A 21,121-nucleotide genomic window follows, 5' to 3' on the forward strand; every position below is an offset into this window, starting at 1 on the left:
ACCCTGTGGGAGAGTAGGTCACCGCCGGACTTCTTCATAAGCCGGGGTTGGTTGTTGAGTGAGCAGAGATGCTCCTCGATGACCAACCCCGGCTTTTTTGTTGCCCGAAAGCAACAGCATTGCAGGCGGAGCGGCGGATGTGCGCCAAGGGCTGCTGAGATGAGCCCCCGCAGCCCTGGCGCACGCTGAGACGCCTAGAGGCGGCCCGTGGCCTTCAGCTCGATGTAGTGGTCGGCGATCGCCGGCGGCAGCGCCGATGGCGTCCCTGTCACCGTGTCCCCGCCGAGGCGGAGAACCGTCTGACGCACGCGCTCCTGGTCCAGGAGCGCGCGCTCCGCGGCCGACGCTGCATACGTCTGCTCACGCGTCTCGCGACGCACGGCGACCTCGTGAACATCGGGGTTCAGCACCGACCCCAGCACGACGACGTGCTTGCTCGCCAGCTGCGGCAGCGCAGCGATGACGGGCTCGAGGGTGCCACCGGTCTCCAGTGTCGAGAGAATGACCACAAGAGAACGGTGTGTCGTCACTCCACGCACCAGCCCTGGGATGGCTCGCCAATCCGTCGCGATGAGTTCGGGCTCGACATCCGCGAGCGACTCGACCATGCGGCTCAGCAGCTCAGCCCCCGAGACGCCTTGGATGCGCGCCCGCACTCGACGATCCCAGGCGACGACATCGACGCGGTCACCCGCGCGCGTCGCCAGCGCCGCGAGCAGCAGCGCCGACTCGATGGCAGTATCGAGGCGCGTCTCGTCCGCGACGCGAGCCGCCGACGTTCGCCCGGTGTCGATCACGATCACCACGCGGCGGTCACGCTCGGGCCGCCAGGTCCGTACGACCAGGTCCTGACGACGAGCGGTGGCTCGCCAATCGATCGAGCGTACGTCGTCGCCCCGTACATACTCGCGCAGCGAATCGAACTCCGTGCCCTGCCCCCGGACCATGAGGCGCGTGGCGCCGTCCAGCTCGCGGAGTCGCGCCAGGCGCGAGGGGAGATGCTTCCTCGAGTTGAAGGGAGGGAGCACCCGGAGGACTCCGCGGTCAGCGAGGCTGACCTGTCGGGCCGCCAGCCCCATCGGACCCCAGCTGCGGAGCGTGACGAGCTCGGCCCGACGGTCGCCGCGGCGCGACGGAAGCAGCGGGAACTCGGCCACGCGGCGCTCGCCGACTGGCACATCCAGCTTCGGTCGGTGCTGCGTGCCACCGGCCGTCGGCTCCCAGCCGTCGCGCACCTGCAGCCGCAGCGTGCGCGAGCCGCGGTTCGTGATGGCGACGCGGCTCACGGCCGCCTCGCCGAGGCGGACCCGCGAAGGCAGACTCCGCTCGATCTCGACCTGACGCGGTGCCCCCGCCAGGAGGACATCCGCGATGGACGTGAGGAGCACGAAGAGCAGCCAGATCGCCAACGTCACATACGCCGATTCGACGGTCTGCCCGAAGAGCACCACGGGTACCGCCCCGACGGCGGTCAGGAGGACAAGACGTCCACTCACGACCATGTGCTCACGCTTCCCTTCCAGCTCTCGACTTCAACGGTGATTGCGCAGCCTGCAGGGCTCAGATCGGAACCTGCACCTGCGCGAGCACGGAGCGGAGGATCGCATCGGCGCCGACGCCCTCCAGCTCGGCTTCCGGCCGGAGCTGGAGGCGGTGGCGGAGCACGGGAAGCGCCATCGCCTGCACGTGATCCGGAGTCACCGCCTGGTAGCCGCTCAGATATGCGAACGCCTTGCTGGCCGACATGAGGGCCGTCGCCCCGCGGGGAGAGACGCCCATCCGCACGGACGGAGACTGCCTGGTCGCGCGGGCGATGTCGACGATGTACGCCAGCACATCCGCTCGCACCTCGACGGCAGCCGCCTCAGCCTGCGCTCGGCGCAGCTCCTCGGCAGAGAGCGCGCTGCGTACCCCGGCAGCCCGCAGGTCACGCGGCGAGAAGCCGGCGGCATGCCGCCGGAGCACTTCGAACTCCGCGTCCCGGGACGGGAGCTCGAGGACGAGCTTCAGCAGGAAGCGGTCGAGCTGCGCCTCGGGCAACGTGTACGTGCCCTCGTACTCGATGGGGTTCATCGTCGCCGCCACGAGGAAGGGAGCCGGGAGGGCGCGGGTCACGCCGTCGGCGGACACCTGTCGCTCCTCCATCGCCTCGAGCAGGGCCGACTGCGTCTTCGGCGGCGTGCGGTTGATCTCGTCGGCGAGGAGGATGTTCGTGAAGACGGGGCCCTCGCGGAACTCGAACTCGCCAGCTGCGGAGTCGTAGACCAGCGACCCGGTGATGTCGCCCGGCATGAGGTCCGGGGTGAACTGGACCCGTTTCGTGTCGAGCGACAGGGTCTCGCTCAGCGTGCGCACGAGCAGCGTCTTGCCCACGCCGGGAACACCCTCGAGCAGTGCATGCCCTCCTGCCAGGAGGGCCACGAGGAGGCCGTCGACGGCGCGCTCCTGTCCGACGACGGCCTTGGCGACCTCGCCGCGGACTCGCTGCAGTGCTTCACGGACATCAGTGCTCATAGGTGCCTCCGTTGTTCTCGGCGGTGCTGCTTGGGTCGGTGGTCGTGGGGCGGGCCTGGCGAGGGCGGGCGCTGCTCGGATCGACGGCTGCTGCGACTTCCCGTTCGAGGGTCAGCAGCGCTTGGCTCAGATCGAGGAGCTCGGCCTCGCTGCCGGGAACGGCGTCGAGCAGCGTCCACGCGACTGCGGCTCGGTTCGCCCCGAGGGCCGCAGCGCTCGATGTGATGATGTCCTGGACGTGGCTCGCTCGGGCTAGCCCGAGCGACCTCGCGAGACGAGTCGTCGTGCCGATGCGGAGATTGTCGATGGCGCGAAGCCGGGCCCGCTGCTGCGCGTAGAGCCTGCCGCGGCCCTGCATCGTCTCGGAAGCCTCGACGACGACTGGCAGCCGCTCCTCGACGAGGGGCCCGAAGCGGCGTCCTCGCCACACCATCACTCCGAGCAGCGAGGCGAGCGCGATGAGGATGGTCGGCGTGAGCCACGGGGGTACGTAGGTGCTGAGCGACGGCTGCGCTCCGAAGACCGCCTCGGCGTCGGCGACGCCCGGCACGTACCAGACCAGCGACTCCGTCTCGCCGAGGACCGCGAGACCCATGGCCGCGTTCGCGGCGCTGAGCACTTCGCCGTTGCTGAGGTTGTCGGTCGCGCCCAGCGCGGCGAGCTCCGTTCCGGAGGCGAGCCCCGTCTCGACGTAGGCGAAGCGCCCGGACTCGGCGTAGCAGGCGCTGCGTCCAGAGGCCTCGTCACCCAGCTGGTACAGCCGCGCACCCCGCTGGGAGATGTCGGGGGCGAGATCTCCGAGCGGTGGAGCGCATTCCTCGCCGGCGGCGACCGTGTCTGCATCTTCACCGTCGGCACCGACGCCGCCCACGACGATCGCCCCGTCGAACGCCTCGAGGAGGTCCCGGCTCGGCGCGAGCAGCAGCACCCGCTCCGCGTCCAGCTCCGCGATCTGCGCGGCGAGGTCATCGACGGCCAGGCCGTCACGGTCGTGGACGACCAGCGTCGTGTCGCCCTCAGCGTCCAGCAGCTGCGACCGAGCCTCCTCGAGGCTCGTCGCCGCGCTCGTGGACACGCCCTGGTCGCCGAGCACGGTGAAGACGGCCTTCGCTCCGTTGGGCTGTGCGGAGTCCACGCCGAGATATGGCGAGTTCGCGCTTGCTATCCCCCCGGCGAGGAGCGTGCTCGTCACGGCGATGACGACCGCGCCCGCGGCGATGAGCAGCCACGGACGCGCGCGTCTGAGCCGCTCCGGAACGGTCGGCGTCGCGGCCCGCGTGATGCTCACGAGGCCCGCCCGGAGAACGAGGCCAGCTTGACCGGTGCTGCCGAGTCGAGCGCGAGGTCGAGATCGCGCAGCTGGTGCCAGTCGGCCTCGGAGGCTCCGAGGCCGAGGTATCTGGCAGCGTCGAAGGACTTCGCGGCGACGTGCAGCGCTGGAGCGTGACCGGGGAACGAGACGCCCGTCGCCTCCGCGACCGCCGTCGCCGTCATCCCAGGACTGAGAGAGAGAACCGTGCGGTCATGCACTGCCCGAGCGAGCGCCCGGAACTGCTCTACGACGGCCGTCTCGAAATCGCCTCGCGATGCCGCCGCCGCAGCGGAACCGCGCAGGTCGCGAGCAGAACGCTCATCGCCGTCGAAGAGATCCGCGGGCATTCCTGTCCGTCGCCTCGCCCGTTGGGCGAGAATCGGCCGACCGATGAGCAGCGCGAGGACACCGAGGACCACAAGTCCGCCCAGGATGAGCGCGATCGGCGAGAAGCCCCCTGGCACCCCCTCGATGGGCTGGAGCAGGTCATTCACCCAGTTCCAGAAATCGTCGATCCAGAGATCGAGCCAGGTGGGGGAGGCCTGCGTGTACTCGGCCTTCGCGAGTTCACCCTGCAGAAGATCGCGCGCCGGATCCTCGTCGATCTCGAGCGGCGGCTCCATCGAGCCGACCCACGGGCCGAGCCGCATCAGCGCACGTACCCCGGAGCCCCCGTCGCGGAGACCGGCCGCTGCACCTGCACGTCGAAGTCAGCATCGGCGATGTCGGCACCGGCCGCGGACTGCTCCGCATATCGCTGCAGGGTGACGCCGAGCGCCTCCTTGCGCATCCGCAGGTCGAAGTACAGGATCGTCGCGTTCCCGCTCGTCAGGACGAGGACGATCGCCCCGAGGAGCACCTGCAGCGCGGAGGTGATGAGCAGGATCAGCGCGAACGCGACGATCGTGCCAGCGTCAGGTTCGGACGACTCGCCACTTCCGAGGGGCAGGATGATGACCTGTCCAAGGCTGACGGCCAGCTGCGCGACCGTCGAGACGGCGCCGGTGGCGACGTTCAGGATCACCTGGATGACGACGACGACCCCGAGCACTCGCCAGAAGTTGCCATGGGAGAGGTTCCAGCTGCGGCGGATGGCGGCGATGGGGCCGAGGCCCTCGAGGACGATGGCGCTCGGGGCGAACATGATCTTGATGCCGAGCCACACCATGAGCACGACCGTCGCCCCGCCGAGGAGCAGCGTGAAGATGACGCCGAGCCCGATCGAGCCGGCGATCGTCGCCTCATCTCCGCCTGACCCCGAGAGGACGGCGAACATGATGAGCGGGATGAGGAGCCAGCCGACGGCGATGAGCACCACCGCGCCGACTCCGACGAGCAGCGCGTACCCGATCAGTCGCCAGATGCCGCGCCACCCCGCGCGCCAGGCCTCCTTGAAGCCGAGCTTCTCGCCGATCGCGCCACGGGCGACGACGCGCACGAGGATGCCCTGCAGGAGCGCTGAGCCGACCCCCGCGACGGCGAGGCCGAGGATCGCGGCGAGCGATGTCAGCGTGATGGAGGAGACCAGCATCGGCGCGATGTCCTCTTGGCTTCCCCCAAAGGGGATGCGCGTGAACATGAGCATTCCGACGACGACGGGAAGCAGGCTCGCGAAGAGCGTCGTTGTTCCCATGACGATGACGGCGCTCCCGAGCGTTGTCTTCGGTGAGGTGCGGAACAGGCGGAACGTCGCGGCGAGAGCGTCGCCGAAGGCGAGCGGACGGAGGGGGAAGAGGCCGGGCGTCGGGGCCGGCATCCACTGACCGCCCGGCTGGCCCTGGCCCGGTTCCTGCGGGGGTCCGTACTGCCAGCTCGCCGGGCCGGGTGCGCCGTACTGATCGGGCTGCTGTCCCTGCCATTGCCCCGTGCCCTGCCAGTGACCGGCCTGCGGGAAGGCGCTCGGCGTCGGCGCTCCGGGCTGCGGCGGATACGCGTGGTTGGGCTCGGGTGCGTGCTCGTATGGGCCATGCGTCACGCGTCCATCGTGGCACACCCCGCGCCGCGCACTCTGGGTTGAGCCTCTGAGGGGACTATGCCCGCTACGCTGAGGGAAGCGCCCGGTCTCGGGCAGGTTCTGGAACAGGGAGGGTTCTGTGGGCGAACGCATCCTCGTGGTCGATGACGACCTCGCGCTGTCGGAGATGATCGGCATCGTTCTCAGGGCCGAAGGCTACGAACCCGAGTTCTGCGGCGACGGCGCGGCTGCCCTCGGCGAGTTCCGTCGGGTCAAGCCGGAACTCGTCCTGCTCGATGTCATGCTTCCCGGCCTGGACGGCATCCAGATCTGCCACCTGCTTCGCGCGGAATCCGGCACGCCCATCATCATGCTGACCGCGAAGTCGGACACGACCGACGTGGTCCGCGGGCTCGAAGCCGGTGCCGATGACTACATCGTCAAGCCCTTCAACCCCAAGGAGCTCGTCGCTCGCATCAAGACCCGGCTGCGCGCGAGCCAGCCGGAGGTGCAGAGCATCATCCGCGTCGGCGACCTCACGTTGAACGTCAACGCGCACGAGGTCCTGCGCGGCGAGGAGCAGATCAACCTGACTCCGCTCGAGTTCGATCTGCTGCTCACGCTCGCCGCGAAGCCGCAGAAGGTGTTCACGCGCGAGGAGCTGCTCGAGCAGGTCTGGGGGTATCAGTACAAGGCTGACACCCGTCTCGTCAACGTGCATGTGCAGCGCCTGCGCGCGAAGGTGGAGCACGACCCGGACCACCCGAAGATCGTGGCGACGGTTCGCGGCGTGGGGTACCGCGCTGGGAACACGACCGCGTTCTCCTGACGTGAGCGCAGTAGCCCGGCGGACGACCTCCACCCCTTCTTCTCGGACGCCCGACGTCGACACGGAGGGCATCCGCGTCCCGTACCGGTGGCGCTCCGCGCACGGGGTCTGGCGGAACCTCGTCTTCCTCTGGCGGACGTCGCTTCCCTTCCGGACGATCGCGCTCTCGGTCGCGTTGACGACGGCGACGGTGCTGTCCGTCGGCTTCGTCATGTCCAACTCCATCGCGAGCGACCTGTTCAACTCGAGGCTCAGGCCCCTCGTCTCGGAGACCGAGCGTGCCGTGACCGCGGCTCAGACGGTCTTCGCCTCAGGCGAGGAGACCGACAGCGCGGCCCTCGAGACCCTGCAGACGCTTGCGGTTGACGCGGCGCAGGACTCGGCGGCCAACAGCTACGGCGTCATCTTCATGCAGGGGGCGTCGGACGGCGAGGAGCAATCCAACGAGCTGCGGGCGCTGGCGAAGGGGCCAGTCTCGGCCGATCTGGTCTCGCCGGAGCTGAAGGAAGCGGTGAGGTCGGGCGCGGAGACCGCGGCGACCGGAACGACCTCGGCGTCGCCGCAGACGTACTACCAGTCGATCGCGCTCGTCGACGAGTTCGGCAACGAGGTGCCCGGCATCGTCATCGGCTCGACCGTCACCGTGCAGAGCCTCGGCCAGTACGAGATGTACTTCGTGTACTCGATGGAGGAGACGCAGCAGACGCTCGACTTCGTGCAGCGCACCCTCGTGGTCGCCATGATCGTCCTGGTGCTCCTGGTCGCCGTCATCACGGGGTTCGTCATGCGGGCTGTGATCCAGCCGATTCGGGAGGCCGCGAAGACGAGCAGGCGCCTCGCGGCGGGGCACCTGGAGCAGCGCGTGCCGGAGTCGGGAGAGGACGACATCGCGACGCTCGCGAGGTCGTTCAACGAGATGGCGGACAGCCTGCAGGACCAGATCGAGCGCCTCGCGAACCTGTCCCAGGTGCAGCAGCGCTTCGTCTCAGATGTCTCGCACGAGCTGCGCACGCCGCTCACGACCATCCGTCTCGCCGGTGGGATGCTCTTCGACCGTCGCGACGACTTCGACACCGTCACGGCGCGGTCGGTCGAGCTCCTCCACGACCAGATCGAACGGTTCGAGATCCTGCTCGCCGACCTCCTGGAGATCTCCCGGTACGACGCCGGAGCGGTCGAGATCCTGCGGGAATCGAACAGCCTCGCGACCGTCGCCGACGACGTCATCGGCGCCATGACCCCGGTCGCGCTCGATCACGGCACGCGCCTCGTGCTCAAGGCGCCAGGTGGCTACGGGGAGTCCGAGTTCGATGCCCGCCGCATCAACCGCGTCGTCAGGAACCTCCTCGGCAACGCCATCGAGCACGGGGAGGCGAAGCCGATCGTCGTGTCGGTCGACTCCAACGAGTCTGCCGTCGCGCTGTCCGTGCGCGATTACGGCATCGGCATGACCGAGGCCGAGCGCACCAGGGTCTTCGACCGCTTCTGGCGCGCCGACCCGTCGCGCAAGCGCACGATGGGCGGGTCCGGTCTCGGTCTCGCGATCTCGCTCGAGGACGTTCGCCTGCACGAGGGGCGCCTGGAGGTCTGGTCGGAATCGGGCAAGGGGACGAACTTCCGGCTCACCCTGCCGCGATTCGTCGGCGGCAAGATCATGGGCTCACCGCTTCCGCTCGAGCCCGGAGATGCAGGTGCCGCCACCGTCATGATCGACGAGGAGGACGTGTCCTCCGAGGCGTTCACCGACGAAGACGTCGACACGCAGCCGATCGAGCTGCCTGACCTCGTCGGCATGCGCTCCTCCAACGCCGAACCGCTCGTCTCCTCGGCACCCACGAACTCGATGGATGTCATCGAGGCGACGTCCCTCGACGAGCCGGCCCAGACCCCAGCACCCTGGGACGATGCGGAAGCTGTTGTGGTGACCAGCTCGGCTCCCGAGTCCGTGCCTTCGCTTCCCAGCATCGACGACCACGATGGTGATGATCACGATGGCGGCGATCACGACGGCGATGCCGACACGCGCCGCGAGGACCACCAAGGCGACGAGGACCACCAAGGCGACGAGGGCACGCGCGGCGAGGATGCGCGCGAGGACGCAGAGGACGAGGACCGGCCCGTCGGGGAATCAGCAGAGCAGGGGCAGGAGGAGCGGACATGAGACGAGCTGCGAACCGACGGCGCGCGACGCGGGGAGCCGCGGCAGGAATCGTGGTCATCGCGATGCTCGTGCTCGTCGGATGCGCCCGCATCCCGACCTCCGGCCAGGTCCTCGCGGGCGAGTCCGAGCAGCAGGAGAGCGACCAGTCGTACAGCTTCTTCCCCGATCCGCCGCGAGACGGCATGAGCCGCGAGGAGGTGATCGAGGGGTTCCTCGATGCAGGAACGGGAACACAGAACGACTACGAGGTCGCTCGGCAGTACCTCGACGAATCGTTCCGGCAGGAGTGGGACCCGAACGCGCGCATCATCGTCACCGCCTCCGTCCCCGATGTGGTCGACGACGGGTCCGATCGGGTCGAAGCGAGCTACAAGTCCTCGGCCAGCGTCGATGCCGAGGGCATCTACAGCGAGCTCAAGAGCGGGACGACCGAGCGCCTCGACTTCACGCTCGCCCAGAACGCGGACGGCGAGTGGAGGATCACGGAGGCGCCTCCCGGCATCGTGCTGCTGAACCAGAACTTCCGCAGTCTCTTCAAGAGCTACACCCTCTACTTCTACGACGACACGCTCTCGCGGCTCGTCCCGGACGTCCGGTGGTTCGACGCGCAGCAGACCGCGATGACGCGCATCGCGCGCGCCCTGGTCAACGGGCCGGCGCCCTGGCTCGCCGAGGGCAACGTCGTCAGCGCCATCCCCTCCGACGTGACGCTGCTCGGCGCCGTGACCGTCGAGGGAGACGTCGCCGATGTCGACTTCTCGTCGGTTCTCTCCTCGGCCTCTCCCGAACGATATTCGCGGATGCTCTTGCAGCTCACCGAGAGCTTCGCCGACTTCGAGTCGATCACGAGCGTCACCATGTCCATCACAGGCGTCCCGATCGACCAGGATCTGCCTCCCGAGGATGCCGTCGTCGTCAACCGACAGGTGACCAGCACCCCCCTCGTCTACAAGGGCGGCGAGCTCGGATTCCTGAGCGGCGTCAACGTGACGGCGTCGCCGGAGACCGCGGCCCTGCAGGGGGCGATCGCCTCCCTCGCCCCGCAGAAGGGCGCCTACTCGAGCGCTGGCGATGTCGCCTCGTTCGTGACGCCCAACGGCGTCTACACGACCCCGATCGCCGTCCCCGACCCGCTGCTCGTCGACGCCAGGCCGGGTCCCCTCGCGATGAGCCTCGACAGCTGGGGGTACACCTGGACCGGCAGCACGGATGGTTCCGGGCTTCGTGCCACGGATGTCGACGACCGTCAGCACAGCTGGCTGGAGCCCGCGGAGAACGTCGGCGCGACCGGGTATCGGTCCATCGCCGTGTCTCGAGACGGTGCCAGACTCGCGGTGCTCGAGAACAGCTCCGTCGGAGTCAAGGTCGCCGTCATGGCGATCGAACGCGAGCCCAGCACCAACCGGCCGATCGCGCTCGGCAACCCGCTCATCCTCGAGCCGGGCGGCGCCTCGCCGATCGACCTCGCCTGGGTCGATGAGACCTCGCTCGCGGTGCTCGCGACGGGGAGCGAGGGCACGGCCGAGGTGCGCACGCAGACGGTCGGCGGCACGGTCAGCGTCAACGGCGCCGTGCTCGAAGGGCAGCAGATCACGGGGAGCAACACGCCCGCCGGTCTTCGAGTGCTCGACAAGGACCGCCATATCTACGTGCCGAAGGGCAACAGGTGGCAGCAGTCGGAGGCTGTCGTGGACTTCATCCTGACCCAGGTGTGATCAAGGGCCGGTCTCGGTTCTCCACAGCACCGGGATCGAGGCAGCGTCTCGCCCTCGCTTGTCGTCATGCTTGGACGATGCCCCTGCCCGCCGGCGTCACAGCGCTGCTCCACGACCGGGTGGAGCGACTGCGCGCAGCTTCACTCGACGCACTGGCGGTTCTCCTCCCCGTCGCCTGCGCCGCCTGCGGCAGGCTCGGTCGCGCGCTCTGCCGGGGCTGCGCTGAGCAGCTTGCCCGGCTCGCTGCGGTGCGGGCGTGCGGCGTGAGGATCATCGCCGCTGATGGAGGCCGGATCCCCGTCATCGCCGCCTGCGCCTACGAGGGCTCCGTGAAGGTGCTCCTCGCCTCGCTCAAGGAACGGGGAAGAGCGGATGCGGCGCGCCCGCTCGGGGTGCTCCTGCGGTCGGCGGTCTCGGGGTTCGCCGCCGCTGCCAGAAGCGGTCGGGAGGCGGCGCCGCACTCCGGGCCCGTCTCCGCGACCTGGGTGCCGGTGCTCATCCCGTCGTCGGCGAGCTCGATCCGTGCTCGTGGCTACGTGCACCTCGCTCTGCTCTGGGAGCAGGCGCTGCCAGGGACGAGGAGTGTGCGGGCGCTCCGACTCGTCCGGCGCGTGCAGGACCAAGCTGGGCTCACGGCCCCCGCTCGGGCCGAGAACCTGCGGCGCGCCTTCGCCGCCGACCCGGGACTGGCAGGCGCGCGGGTGGTGCTCGTCGACGATGTCGTCACGAGTGGCGCGACGATGCGCGAAGCGGTCCGTGCCTTGGAGAGCGTCGGCGCGGTCGTGGTCGGATGCGTCGTCGTCGCCGAGACAGTCGGCAGATCTGCGAGGGCAGCGCGCCCGGAAGTCGACACGCGCGGAGGGTAAGGCATGTCTGCGAAATCGCAGACAACACCGGGTGAATAGGGGTCTACGATTGCGGCACAGCATCACGAGGCAGTGACACCTCGGCCTCGTGCAGAACGACAGGAGAGTGACATGGAAATCACGATCACCGGTCGCAACACCGAGATCCCGGACCGCTTCCGCGAGTACGCCACCGAGAAGGCGCTTGCGAAGGTCTCGCTTCTCGATGGCAAGACGCAGGCAGCGGAAATCAAGCTGACCAAGCGAACCGACAGGGCTGGAAACCTGCTCGACAAGGGCAAAGTCGAGATCACGCTCTTCGGACCCGGCCCGGTCGTCCGCGCCGAGGCCGAGGCCGGTGACAAGTACGCGGCCTTCGATCTGGCCCTGGACAAGCTCGTCGAGCGACTTCGCCGCAACAAGGACCGCAAGAAGATCCACCGCGGCCAGCACACGCCACTCCGTCTCCAGGAGGCGGCCGCCGACAACTTCGCGCAGATCGACGTCACTCCCGCCAACACCGACACGATCCGCCTCGTCGAATCCGGCGCCACCGCGTCGGAGATCGAGGCCGAGGAGGAGAGCCTCGAGGAGCTCTACTCGCCCGTGGTGATCCGGGAGAAGACCTTCGCCCCCAAGCGCCTCAGCAACGACGAAGCCGTCGACCACATGGAGCTCCTCGGGCACGACTTCTTCCTCTTCATCGAGAGCGAGTCCCTCCGTCCGAGCGTCGTGTACCGACGCCGCGGCTGGGACTACGGAGTCATCGCGCTTGACGAGAACTCGGTTCCCGTCTCCTAGTTCCGTTCTCGCCCACCTCGCCCCGGTCGATGCATCCAGCATCGGACGGGGCGAGGTGCGTAGAATCAACCGATGTGCACAGCACGGGCTGTGCTTCGCCGCGCGTTCTCGCGCCACTTGCGTCAACCAGTAGGAGCAGACCTTGGCCTCAGTTCTCGAGAAGATCCTCCGCATGGGCGAAGGGCGCACCCTTCGCAAGCTGGAGAGCGTAGCCAAGCAGGTCGGTCGCCTCGAGGACGCCTTCAAGGAGTACAGCGACGACGAGCTCCGTGACATCACGGTCTCGTTCCGTGAGCGTCACGAGGCGGGGGAGTCGCTCGACGCTCTCCTCCCAGAGGCCTTCGGTGCCGTCCGCGAGGCCGCGGGACGTGTGCTCGGCCTCCGGCACTACGACGTGCAGCTCATGGGTGGGGCGGCGCTCCACCTCGGCAACATCGCCGAGATGAAGACCGGTGAGGGCAAGACCCTCGTCGCGACCCTGCCCGCGTACCTCAACGCCATCGCCGGCAAGGGCGTGCACGTGGTCACGGTCAACGACTTCCTCGCGACCTACCAGTCCGACCTCATGGGCCGCGTCTTCCGCGCCCTCGGCATGACGACCGGATGCATCGTCGCGGGGCAGTCCCCGGCCGAGCGCCGTGAGCAGTACGCCGCCGATGTCACCTACGGCACGAACAACGAGTTCGGCTTCGACTACCTCCGCGACAACATGGCCTGGCGATCTGAGGACATGGTGCAGCGCGACCACTTCTTCGCGATCGTCGACGAGGTCGACTCCATCCTGATCGACGAGGCCCGAACGCCTCTCATCATCTCCGGGCCAGCGCAGGGTGACGCGAACCGGTGGTACTCGGAGTTCGCCTCGATCGTGCGCAAGCTCAAGGAGGGCCGCGACTACGAGGTCGACGAGAAGAAGCGGACCATCGGCGTGCTCGAGCCGGGTATCGACCGAGTGGAAGACGCCCTCGGCATCGACAACCTCTACGAGTCGGCCAACACCCCGCTCATCTCCTTCCTGAACAACGCCATCAAGGCGAAGGCGCTCTTCAAGCGCGACAAGGAATACGTCGTGCAGAACGGCGAAGTCAACATCGTCGACGAGCACACCGGCCGCATCCTCAAGGGCCGACGCTACAACGAGGGTCTCCACCAGGCCATCGAGGCGAAGGAAGGGGTGCAGATCAAGGCCGAGAACCAGACGATGGCGACGGTCACGCTGCAGAACTACTTCCTCATGTACGACAAGCTCGCGGGCATGACCGGTACGGCCGAGACCGAGGCCGCGGAGTTCATGAGCACCTACAAGCTCGGCGTCGTGCCCATCCGCACGAACCGCCCCATGCAGCGCAAGGACAACCCCGACCTCGTCTACAAGAACGAGAAGGTCAAGTTCGACCAGGTCGTCGAGGACATCGTCGAGCGCCACGAGACCGGCCAGCCGGTCCTGGTCGGCACGACGAGCGTCGAGAAGAGCGAGTACCTCTCGAAGCTCCTCGCGAAGCGCGGCATCAAGCACGAAGTGCTCAACGCGAAGAACCACGCACGCGAGGCGGCGATCGTCGCCCAGGCTGGGCGTCGAGGCGCCGTCACGGTCGCGACGAACATGGCCGGCCGCGGTACCGACATCATGCTCGGCGGAAATGCCGAGTTCCTCGCCGTCGCCGAGATGACGGCGCTCGGTCTCGACCCGCAGGAGAACGCGGACGAGTACGACGAGAAGTGGCTCGAGGTCTTCGGCTCCATGAAGGAGCAGGTGAAGAGCGAGGCTGACGAGGTGGCTGAGGCAGGGGGCCTCTACGTCCTCGGCACCGAGCGTCACGAGTCCCGCCGCATCGACAACCAGCTCCGCGGCCGCTCCGGCCGTCAGGGCGACCCCGGCGAGAGCCGCTTCTACCTGTCGATGACCGACGACCTCATGCGTCTCTTCAACACGGGAGCGACGCGCGCGATCATGGCAGGCGACGGAACACCCGACGACCTCGCCCTCGAGTCCCGCATCGTGTCGAGGGCCATCCGGTCGGCGCAGTCCCAGGTCGAGTCCCGCAACGCCGAGATCCGCAAGAACGTGCTCAAGTACGACAACGTGCTCAACGAGCAGCGCACCGCGATCTACAGCGATCGCCGCCGCATCCTCGAGGGCGACGACATCGCCGACAAGGTGCAGAACTTCCTCACCGACGCCATCGACGACATCATCCAGGAGCACACGGGAGATGGCACGGGCGACGACTGGGAGTTCGACGCCCTGTGGACCGACCTCAAGCAGCTCTACCCGGTCGGCATCACCGAGGACGAACTCTTCGAGGAGGCAGGCGGGCGCAGCAAGCTCACGAGGAAGATGCTCGAGGAGGAGGTGCTCTCCGATGCACGTCTCGCGTACGAGCGTCGTGAGGAGTCGATCGGCGAGGAAGCCACCCGCGAGCTCGAGCGACGCGTCGTGCTGAGTGTCATCGACCGCAAGTGGCGCGACCACCTGTACGAGATGGACAACCTGAAGGACGGCATCGGTCTGCGTGCGATGGCCCAGCGCGACCCGCTCGTGGAGTACACGCGTGAGGGGTTCGCGATGTTCCAGCAGATGCTCGGCAGCATCCGCGAGGAGTCCGTCGGGTTCCTCTACAACCTCGAGGTCACCGTCAAGAAGGACGAGACCCCGTCTGCGAGTGAGACCCCGGACGTGCAGATCGTCGCGAAGGGGCTGGACGAGAAGGCCCAGACCGCGTTGAGCTACTCTGCCGCGACCGACCAGGGTGAGGTCGAGGTGCGCAACGAGCGTGGCCAGCTCAACCAGCGGGCGACGGCGGACGCGAAGCGTCGCGAGCGCGACCTCGGCACTTCGTCGGCGCTCGACCAGGCTCGTGAGGAAGCCGGCGAGGAGCCCGCGGCACCGGTCGCGAAGGCCCCGCAGGGCACGCGACCCCGCCAGCCTGTCTCTCGCTCGGGGAACCCCGCCAAGCGTCAGGCTGCGGAGCAGGGCGAGCAGGCAGAGGCGGAGTCCTCAGGGCCGGCTGCTGGCAGCTCGTTCGGCAAGGGCGCGACGTCCAAGCCGGGTGGACAGCCGGCGGGCAACCGGGCTCAGCGCCGCAGGAAGAAGTAACGACGGCTGCTCGGAGTCGAGCACCCTGACCAGCGGGCCTCCCACAGTGTGGGGCGCCCGCTGCGTCGTCCGAGGCGCCGCAACCGCGATCAGAGCACGTGGATCGCGGATGCCCGCCAGCGACGGTCGAGCCCTTCCAACCGAACGGTGACCGCGCGAACGCGCGCCCCGAAATCGAGGATGACAACCGCGTCGACGATGTTCTCGCTTGTGGTCTGCACTCGCAGGCTGAGCTCCACGAAGTGCGGGCGTCGCGTCGGTCGCCGTCGTGCCTGCCGCGCTCTGTTCGCGTGCTGCGTGCGGATGAGGAGATGGCGGAAGACGTCGTCGGTGACCCACCGTGAGAGCTGCTCGATGTCTCGGACGCCCGCGATCACCTCGACGATGCTCCTCGCGAGGTTCGAGATGAGCGGGCTCGGGTCCGGCAGGTCGCTCGCGGCCGTGCGCTCGCGGACGAACAGCGGATCGGCATCGATGAGCACCCCCGCCCCGGACATGGCGGATGGATGAGCTGCATCGACGGCGCGTAGCGCCCCGATGCTGCGCGCTGGCAACATGCGGCCCCCGAATGTTCTGCGGCGATTCCCCCCGAACCGCCTGGCGTCATGAAACCACGCGTCGGGCTCGGCTCGCGAGGTTCGAACTGCCCTGTGGATAACCCTCGCCGCTGCTGCGCCTGCCCCTACGCTGGCCGCGTGCGCTGGGACGACATGTTCGACGACCTCGCAGGTCAGCTTCAGGGCGGGATCGACGACGAGGCCGCCAGGCGCGCCATCGACGACGAACGGCTGCGGGTCGGTCGGCTCTCGCTGCGTGAACGGCTCGTCGCGCTCGCGGAGAGCGGTGACGAGCCCGTGTCGCTGCAGATGTCCGACGGCTCGATCGTGGCGGTGCGCCCACGGGCCTTCGGCAGCGACTGGCTCTCGGCCGAGCTCGTCGCGGAATCGGGGCGAGTTCGCGTCTGCATCGTGCCGACTGCCGGCATCGCGTCGCTGGTGCTCACGGAGGCGCAGCTGCTCGCGAGCCTCCGCGAGTCAACGGGGAACAGGCCGGGCGATCTCTCCGGCAGGCTGGGGCTGGCGTTCGCACTCCGAGACCTTGGTCGGCGCCGAGCGCAGTGCGAGTTCGTCGTGACCACCGGGTCGATCGTCGGCACCATCGACCGCGTCGCCCGAGACCACGTCGACGTCGCGGTGCACGAGCGAGGGGTCGCGCGTCGCTCGAAAGATGTCGTCGCCTACCGGATCATCCCGCTCGACGATCTGCGTCTCGTGATCCTCGCCGGCGACTGAGCCGCGGACCGGCCGCGGATCGCGGCCTCGCACGCCCGCGCGGCACTCTCCCGCGTCGCAGGCTCGGTGTGAGCGCTTGAAGAGGTGCGAGCTAGAGGAGTGGTCGAAGTCGCGGGGGTGCCTCGTCTTGATGCTCGTCAGCGGTCAGGAAGTCGCCGGAGTCGGCGAACTCGGCCTGCCGGAGTGCGGCGACCCGGCGCTGGTAGTCGTACTGATCGTCGATGTACTGCTCGAGCATGCTCCGCTCGACCCGCCACTCGCCGACCCCGCCGATGCGGATCGCGGGCAGCTCCGCGCTCTGCACGAGTCCCATTGCGACATCCATCGTGACGTTGAGGATCTCGCAGACCTCGGCGAGGGTCAGGAAGCGGCCGATTGACTGGGGGTCAACGGATGCGTTCATGCCGTCGATTATCGCCCGCCCCCGGTTGCTCGTTCCGCGTTGTGGATAACTTCTGCGCCGTTTCCCACCTTGCGCCACGATGTCCGAGTCGCCACGCCTGGTGACCGACGGTGGGGGAGAGATGCATGACCGTGACCAAGGCTCGGAAACCGAGACGCTGGATCGACCCTCGGGTCGTCATCGGCGTGCTTCTCGTCGCCGTCTCGGTGCTGGGGGTCGTCGGGGTGCTCGTCGTCGGCAACCGCACGTCGATCGCCTACGCGGCGGCATCGACGATCGCGCCGGGCGCGGTGCTGACGGTCGATGACCTCGTCCCGGTCGAGGTCGGTCTCGGGGCGAGCACCGGGGCGTACCTCGGTAGCGAGACCGTCCCGCAGGGCGAGTTCGTCGTGACGCAGGCAGTGCAGTCGGGCGAGCTCGTCCCGAGATCCCTGATCGGAGTCGCAGACCCCAGCCGCACCTCGATCATCGTGGAGATCGCGGGCGGCCTCCCGACCGAGCTGGCTGCGGGTGCCGCGGTGGAGCTCTGGTCGAGCCAGGAGAGCAGCCCAGGAACCTACGGTGCGCCGGTCCTCATCTCAGCGAGCGCCGTCGTCGCGAAGATCCTCCCCCGGGAAGGGGCGCTGTCGCGCAGCCAGGCTGATCGCGTCGAACTGCTCCTCCCGAAGAGCGAGATACCGACGCTGCTCGCCGTCATCAGCAACGACGCGCGCGTGGCCCTTGTCCCCGTGTTCCTCGGGGTGGAGAACTGAGATGGCGCGCATTCTGATGGCTATCGACTTCGAGATCGAGGCCCGCCTCCTGGAGGGCATCATCGCGGCTGGGCACGACATCGTCGACCGGGTCTCCGGCGGACTCGCCGCCGCGACCGCAATCGAGCGTCTCCGCCCTGAGATCGTCCTGCTGCAGGGCGCTCCGGAGACCCTGACGGCACGGAGCCTTGCCGCCTGCGCCCGGTTCGGGGCGCGTTTCATCGTCGTGGTGGCAAGCGACCTCGAGCGCCGCAACGCGGAGACGCTCTCCGCGAAGGAGACCGTGGAAGCCGCGGCCAGCTGGAGCGAGATCGAGATGCTGCTCGTGTCCGCGCCAGACGCCGACGGCGATGTCGCGACGGGACCGATCCCGCAACAGTCCGCATCGTTCGCCAGGCCTCCTGCGGCTGTGTCTCGACCGGCGGATGCGGGGCCTGTGGGCGCGAGCCACGGCTCGGGGAACGCTCCGGTGGTCGAGGAGGGCAGTCGGTCCGCGACCAGGCGTGCTGGGCGAGTCCGTGCACACGCGGCGACTCGGGCGACGAGAGAGCCGGGCGCCGCAGAGGCACCACGTCCAGCACGAAGAGGAGAGCGGGGAGGAAGGGGCGCCCTGCTCGCCGTCTGGGGCTCGCACGGGGCGCCGGGGGCATCGACGGTCGCGGCCGCGGTCGCCGCCAGCGCGGCCGCGGCAGGCCGAAGGGTGCTCCTCATCGATGCCGACAGCTACGGGGGATCGCTCGCCGCCATGCTCGGCATCACCGACGAGGCCCCTGGCTTCGCAGCCGCGTGCCGTCTCGCGGGTGCGGCGCGGCTGACGCTCGCCGAGCTCGAGCGGATCGCGGCCCCCTCTGCAATCGGTCGAGACGAGCTGCTGGTGCTCACGGGCATCGCCAACCCTGCCAGATGGCCGGAGCTCAGTCGGGAGCGTGTCCTCACCGTGCTCGAGAGATGCCGGGAGATCGCCGATCTCGTCGTCGTGGACGTGGGGTTCAGCCTCGAGAGGGACGACGAGATCGCGAGCGATGCGTTCTCCCCTCGTCGATCGGCGGCGACGCTCACCTCACTCGGCGCTGCGGACCGGATCCTGGCCGTCGCAGATGGGCAGGCGGTCGGCCTGCAGCGGTTCCTGCGAGCGAGGGTGAACCTCATCGAGATCATCGGCGAGACCCCTGTGGACGTGATCGTCAACCGAGTGCGGGGGGAAGCGGTCGGCCTTGGCGCCGCGGGACAGATCAAGCACGTGCTCTCGCGCTTCGCGGGTCTGCAGGCGAGTGCCCTCATCCCGCTCGACCAGTCGGCGTGCGACCGTGCGCTCCTCGCAGGCGAGCCCGTGACCTACGCGAGTCCCCGCTCCGGATTCGCGCGCGCGATCTCCAGCTACGTCGCAGACTCATTGCTGGCGGAGGCGGAAGCCAACGCCCCGGCTGTCGACGGCGTGCGCCTCGGCAAGCGGACAGCAGGAAGTGCCCCATTTCGTCGATTCTGGCGCGGTCGTGGCGAACTGCAAGGTCAGAACTCCTAAGCTGACCGAGTGTCCAGTCTCTCCTCGCAACTCCAGCGCCGCGGAACCCTCAGTGAAGCTGAGCAGTCGTGGATACTCCAGCTGAGCGCCGACTGGCAGCTCCTCACCGACCTCTCGTGCGCCGACGTGGTCCTCTGGGTCCACACCAAGGACGACGACTTCGTAGCGGTCGCGCAGGGGCGCCCATCGAGCGCCCCGACGCTGTTCTACCGAGACCTCATCGGGCAGCCCGTTCGCGAGCAGTGGGCGGTCGCCGTCCGCCGTGCCTACGAAGAGGGCACCACCGTGCGCTCGACAGAACCCGACTGGTTCGACGAGATCCCGACACAGCTTCTCGTGACGCCCGTCTTCTGCCGTCTCCCCGGCGAGGGTGTGAGCCAGCACCCCATCGCCGTCATCACGCGGCACACCAATCTCGGCAGCACGCGTTCCATCACTCGTCAGGAAGAGACCTTCCGTGACTGCGCGGACGAGATCTTCGCCATGATCGAGGAAGGCGCCTTCCCAGACCCGGAAGCCCCGCAGATCTCCCGCCGGGGCGCGCCACGCGCCTCCGACGGCCTCATCCGGCTCGACCGGGATGGGGTCGTCACGTTCGCGAGCGCAAACGCGCTGAGCGCGATGAACAAGCTCGGCTTCGGCGGCGAGCTCGAAGGCGAGGTGCTCTCGGAAGTCGCTTCCGCCCTGGTCCACGACAAGAGCCGCGTCACGGTCGACGAGGCGCTTCCGCTTGTCGTCACCGGTCGAGCACCCTGGATGACCGACGTCGAGGCACGAGACATCACCGTCACCCTTCGTGCACTCCCGCTGCGAGCGCACGGAGAGCGCACGGGCGCGATCGTCCTCTGCCGTGACACGACCGACGTCAGGCACCAGCAGCAGGAGCTCATCACCAAGGACGCCACGATCCGCGAGATCCATCACCGGGTCAAGAACAACCTCCAGACCGTCGCGGCCCTCTTGCGCATCCAGGCCCGCCGCTCCCGCAGCGACGAAGCCAGGGAGTCCCTCACCCAGGCGATGCGGCGTGTGTCCTCCATCGCGGTCGTGCACGACACGCTCTCCGGCGGCTTCTCGCAGACCGTCGACTTCGACGAGGTCTTCCTCCGCGTGATGAAGCTCATCACCGAAGTGTCCTCGACCTCCAACACGGTCGTCCGGCCCGTCGTCAGCGGGCGCTTCGGCACGCTGCCGAGCGAGTACGCGACGCCCCTCGCCCTCGCGCTCACCGAGCTCGTCACGAACTCCGTCGAGCACGGCCTCGCCGGCCAGGAAGGCGAGGTGACGGTCACCGCTGAGCAGACGCCGGGAGGCCTCTCCGTCACGGTCGCCGACACCGGCTCCGGATTCGTCGCCGGACGAATCGGGGCGGGTCTCGGAACGCAGATCGTGCGCACGCTCGTCGAGGGCGAACTCGGTGGCTCGATCGAATGGCATTCGGAGCCAGGTGAGGGCACGCAGGTGAAGCTGCGCATCCCGAGCCGCTGGAAACGCGAAACGGGCGGCGCGTGAGCGCCGCCCGTCGGGCGATCCGCGGCCAGGCCGCGGAATGTTCGGTTGCTAGGAAGCTCGTCGAGCCCTCGCTGCGCGTCGCTTGAGTGCGCGCCGCTCGTCCTCCGAGAGGCCTCCCCAGACGCCGGAATCCTGACCGGTGTCGAGTGCGTACTGGAGGCATACCTCGGTGACCTTGCACGAAGCGCAGACGGCCTTCGCAGCATCGATCTGGTCTACAGCTGGGCCGGTGTTCCCGACGGGGAAGAAAAGCTCGGGATCTGCGTCCAAGCAGGCGGCAGTGTCGCGCCAATCCATCAGTGGTGCTCCTTATCGAGTGCGCCTCGCGCACAAAAACGCTCCGCTGGGAGCGAAGTTCTGGAACCCGGGATGCGGTGACTGGCCTATAGACTTGGCCTCGATTTTGCATTCC

General features: G+C 68.5%; 18 protein-coding genes. 10 read left to right on the forward strand and 8 right to left on the reverse strand.

Annotated features, from left to right (window positions below):
• Nucleotides 1-194: 194 nt before the first annotated feature.
• Genes C5E07_RS02405 through C5E07_RS02425 form a run of 5 tightly spaced genes read right to left on the reverse strand, consistent with a single transcriptional unit; the run spans nucleotide 195 to nucleotide 5,801 of the window.
• A complete protein-coding gene (locus C5E07_RS02405) occupies nucleotides 195-1,502 on the reverse strand; it encodes a DUF58 domain-containing protein (RefSeq protein ID WP_104298310.1) in 1,308 nt (435 codons plus the stop codon).
• A 58-nt stretch (nucleotides 1,503-1,560) separates the two neighbouring features.
• Nucleotides 1,561-2,514 (reverse strand): MoxR family ATPase, encoded by a 954-nt coding sequence (locus C5E07_RS02410; protein ID WP_104240388.1) that lies wholly within the window; start codon nucleotides 2,512-2,514, stop codon nucleotides 1,561-1,563.
• A complete protein-coding gene (locus C5E07_RS02415; RefSeq protein ID WP_104298311.1) occupies nucleotides 2,504-3,802 on the reverse strand; it encodes a DUF4350 domain-containing protein in 1,299 nt (432 codons plus the stop codon). The genes C5E07_RS02410 and C5E07_RS02415 overlap by 11 nt, the downstream gene beginning before the upstream one ends.
• The gene (locus C5E07_RS02420) at nucleotides 3,799-4,476 is read right to left on the reverse strand and encodes a DUF4129 domain-containing protein (RefSeq protein ID WP_104298312.1); all 678 of its coding nucleotides are present in this window, start codon (nucleotides 4,474-4,476) and stop codon (nucleotides 3,799-3,801) included. The genes C5E07_RS02415 and C5E07_RS02420 overlap by 4 nt, the downstream gene beginning before the upstream one ends.
• Nucleotides 4,476-5,801: a hypothetical protein gene (locus C5E07_RS02425; RefSeq protein WP_146080479.1), complete on the reverse strand. Its 1,326-nt coding sequence runs from the start codon at nucleotides 5,799-5,801 to the stop codon at nucleotides 4,476-4,478. Before C5E07_RS02425 ends, C5E07_RS02420 begins: the two co-directional genes overlap by 1 nt.
• Nucleotides 5,802-5,919: 118 nt before the next feature.
• Between C5E07_RS02425 and mtrA the strand changes: the two genes are divergently transcribed.
• From mtrA to secA, 6 genes are all read left to right on the forward strand, one after another.
• Nucleotides 5,920-6,609 carry an MtrAB system response regulator MtrA gene (gene mtrA / locus C5E07_RS02430; RefSeq protein ID WP_104240392.1) on the forward strand — a complete coding sequence of 230 codons (690 nt, stop codon included), beginning with the start codon at nucleotides 5,920-5,922 and terminating at the stop codon, nucleotides 6,607-6,609.
• Nucleotide 6,610: 1 nt separating this feature from the next.
• Nucleotides 6,611-8,770, forward strand: coding sequence for an MtrAB system histidine kinase MtrB (mtrB, locus tag C5E07_RS02435; RefSeq protein WP_258063754.1), 2,160 nt, complete (start codon nucleotides 6,611-6,613; stop codon nucleotides 8,768-8,770).
• Nucleotides 8,767-10,485: an LpqB family beta-propeller domain-containing protein gene (locus C5E07_RS02440; RefSeq protein WP_104298314.1), complete on the forward strand. Its 1,719-nt coding sequence runs from the start codon at nucleotides 8,767-8,769 to the stop codon at nucleotides 10,483-10,485. Before mtrB ends, C5E07_RS02440 begins: the two co-directional genes overlap by 4 nt.
• A 77-nt stretch (nucleotides 10,486-10,562) precedes the next feature.
• Complete coding sequence (locus C5E07_RS02445; RefSeq protein WP_104240394.1) at nucleotides 10,563-11,351, forward strand: ComF family protein; 789 nt, start codon at nucleotides 10,563-10,565, stop codon at nucleotides 11,349-11,351.
• 111 nt (nucleotides 11,352-11,462) lie between these two features.
• Nucleotides 11,463-12,131, forward strand: coding sequence for a ribosome hibernation-promoting factor, HPF/YfiA family (gene hpf / locus C5E07_RS02450; RefSeq protein ID WP_104240395.1), 669 nt, complete (start codon nucleotides 11,463-11,465; stop codon nucleotides 12,129-12,131).
• A 142-nt stretch (nucleotides 12,132-12,273) separates the two neighbouring features.
• Nucleotides 12,274-15,228 (forward strand): preprotein translocase subunit SecA, encoded by a 2,955-nt coding sequence (secA, locus tag C5E07_RS02455; protein ID WP_104240396.1) that lies wholly within the window; start codon nucleotides 12,274-12,276, stop codon nucleotides 15,226-15,228.
• Between the two features lie 89 nt (nucleotides 15,229-15,317).
• Here the strand turns inward: secA and C5E07_RS02460 are convergent, their stop codons facing one another.
• The gene (locus tag C5E07_RS02460; protein WP_104298315.1) at nucleotides 15,318-15,725 is read right to left on the reverse strand and encodes an Rv3235 family protein; all 408 of its coding nucleotides are present in this window, start codon (nucleotides 15,723-15,725) and stop codon (nucleotides 15,318-15,320) included.
• Between the two features lie 198 nt (nucleotides 15,726-15,923).
• On the opposite strand from C5E07_RS02460, the gene C5E07_RS02465 reads away from it, so the two are divergent.
• Nucleotides 15,924-16,520 (forward strand): hypothetical protein, encoded by a 597-nt coding sequence (locus tag C5E07_RS02465; RefSeq protein ID WP_146080481.1) that lies wholly within the window; start codon nucleotides 15,924-15,926, stop codon nucleotides 16,518-16,520.
• A gap of 91 nt (nucleotides 16,521-16,611) precedes the next feature.
• Here C5E07_RS02465 and C5E07_RS19910 read toward each other — a convergent pair whose 3' ends face one another.
• Nucleotides 16,612-16,923, reverse strand: a complete 312-nt coding sequence (locus C5E07_RS19910; protein ID WP_104240399.1) for a helix-turn-helix domain-containing protein — start codon at nucleotides 16,921-16,923, stop codon at nucleotides 16,612-16,614.
• Nucleotides 16,924-17,048: 125 nt separating this feature from the next.
• On the opposite strand from C5E07_RS19910, the gene C5E07_RS02475 reads away from it, so the two are divergent.
• From C5E07_RS02475 to C5E07_RS02485, 3 genes are read left to right on the forward strand one after another with little or no spacing between them, the layout of a single operon-like run.
• The gene (locus C5E07_RS02475) at nucleotides 17,049-17,675 is read left to right on the forward strand and encodes a hypothetical protein (RefSeq protein ID WP_104298317.1); all 627 of its coding nucleotides are present in this window, start codon (nucleotides 17,049-17,051) and stop codon (nucleotides 17,673-17,675) included.
• Nucleotide 17,676: 1 nt separating this feature from the next.
• Entirely contained in the window at nucleotides 17,677-19,197 is a 1,521-nt protein-coding gene (locus tag C5E07_RS02480; RefSeq protein WP_104298318.1) for a P-loop NTPase, read from the forward strand.
• Nucleotides 19,198-19,206: 9 nt separating this feature from the next.
• A complete protein-coding gene (locus tag C5E07_RS02485; RefSeq protein ID WP_104240402.1) occupies nucleotides 19,207-20,709 on the forward strand; it encodes a sensor histidine kinase in 1,503 nt (500 codons plus the stop codon).
• Between the two features lie 48 nt (nucleotides 20,710-20,757).
• Here C5E07_RS02485 and C5E07_RS02490 read toward each other — a convergent pair whose 3' ends face one another.
• The gene (locus tag C5E07_RS02490; protein ID WP_068476994.1) at nucleotides 20,758-21,006 is read right to left on the reverse strand and encodes a WhiB family transcriptional regulator; all 249 of its coding nucleotides are present in this window, start codon (nucleotides 21,004-21,006) and stop codon (nucleotides 20,758-20,760) included.
• Nucleotides 21,007-21,121 lie beyond the last annotated feature (115 nt).

It is taken from the genome of Pseudoclavibacter sp. RFBJ3, assembly GCF_002931375.1.
Lineage (GTDB): Bacteria > Actinomycetota > Actinomycetes > Actinomycetales > Microbacteriaceae > Pseudoclavibacter.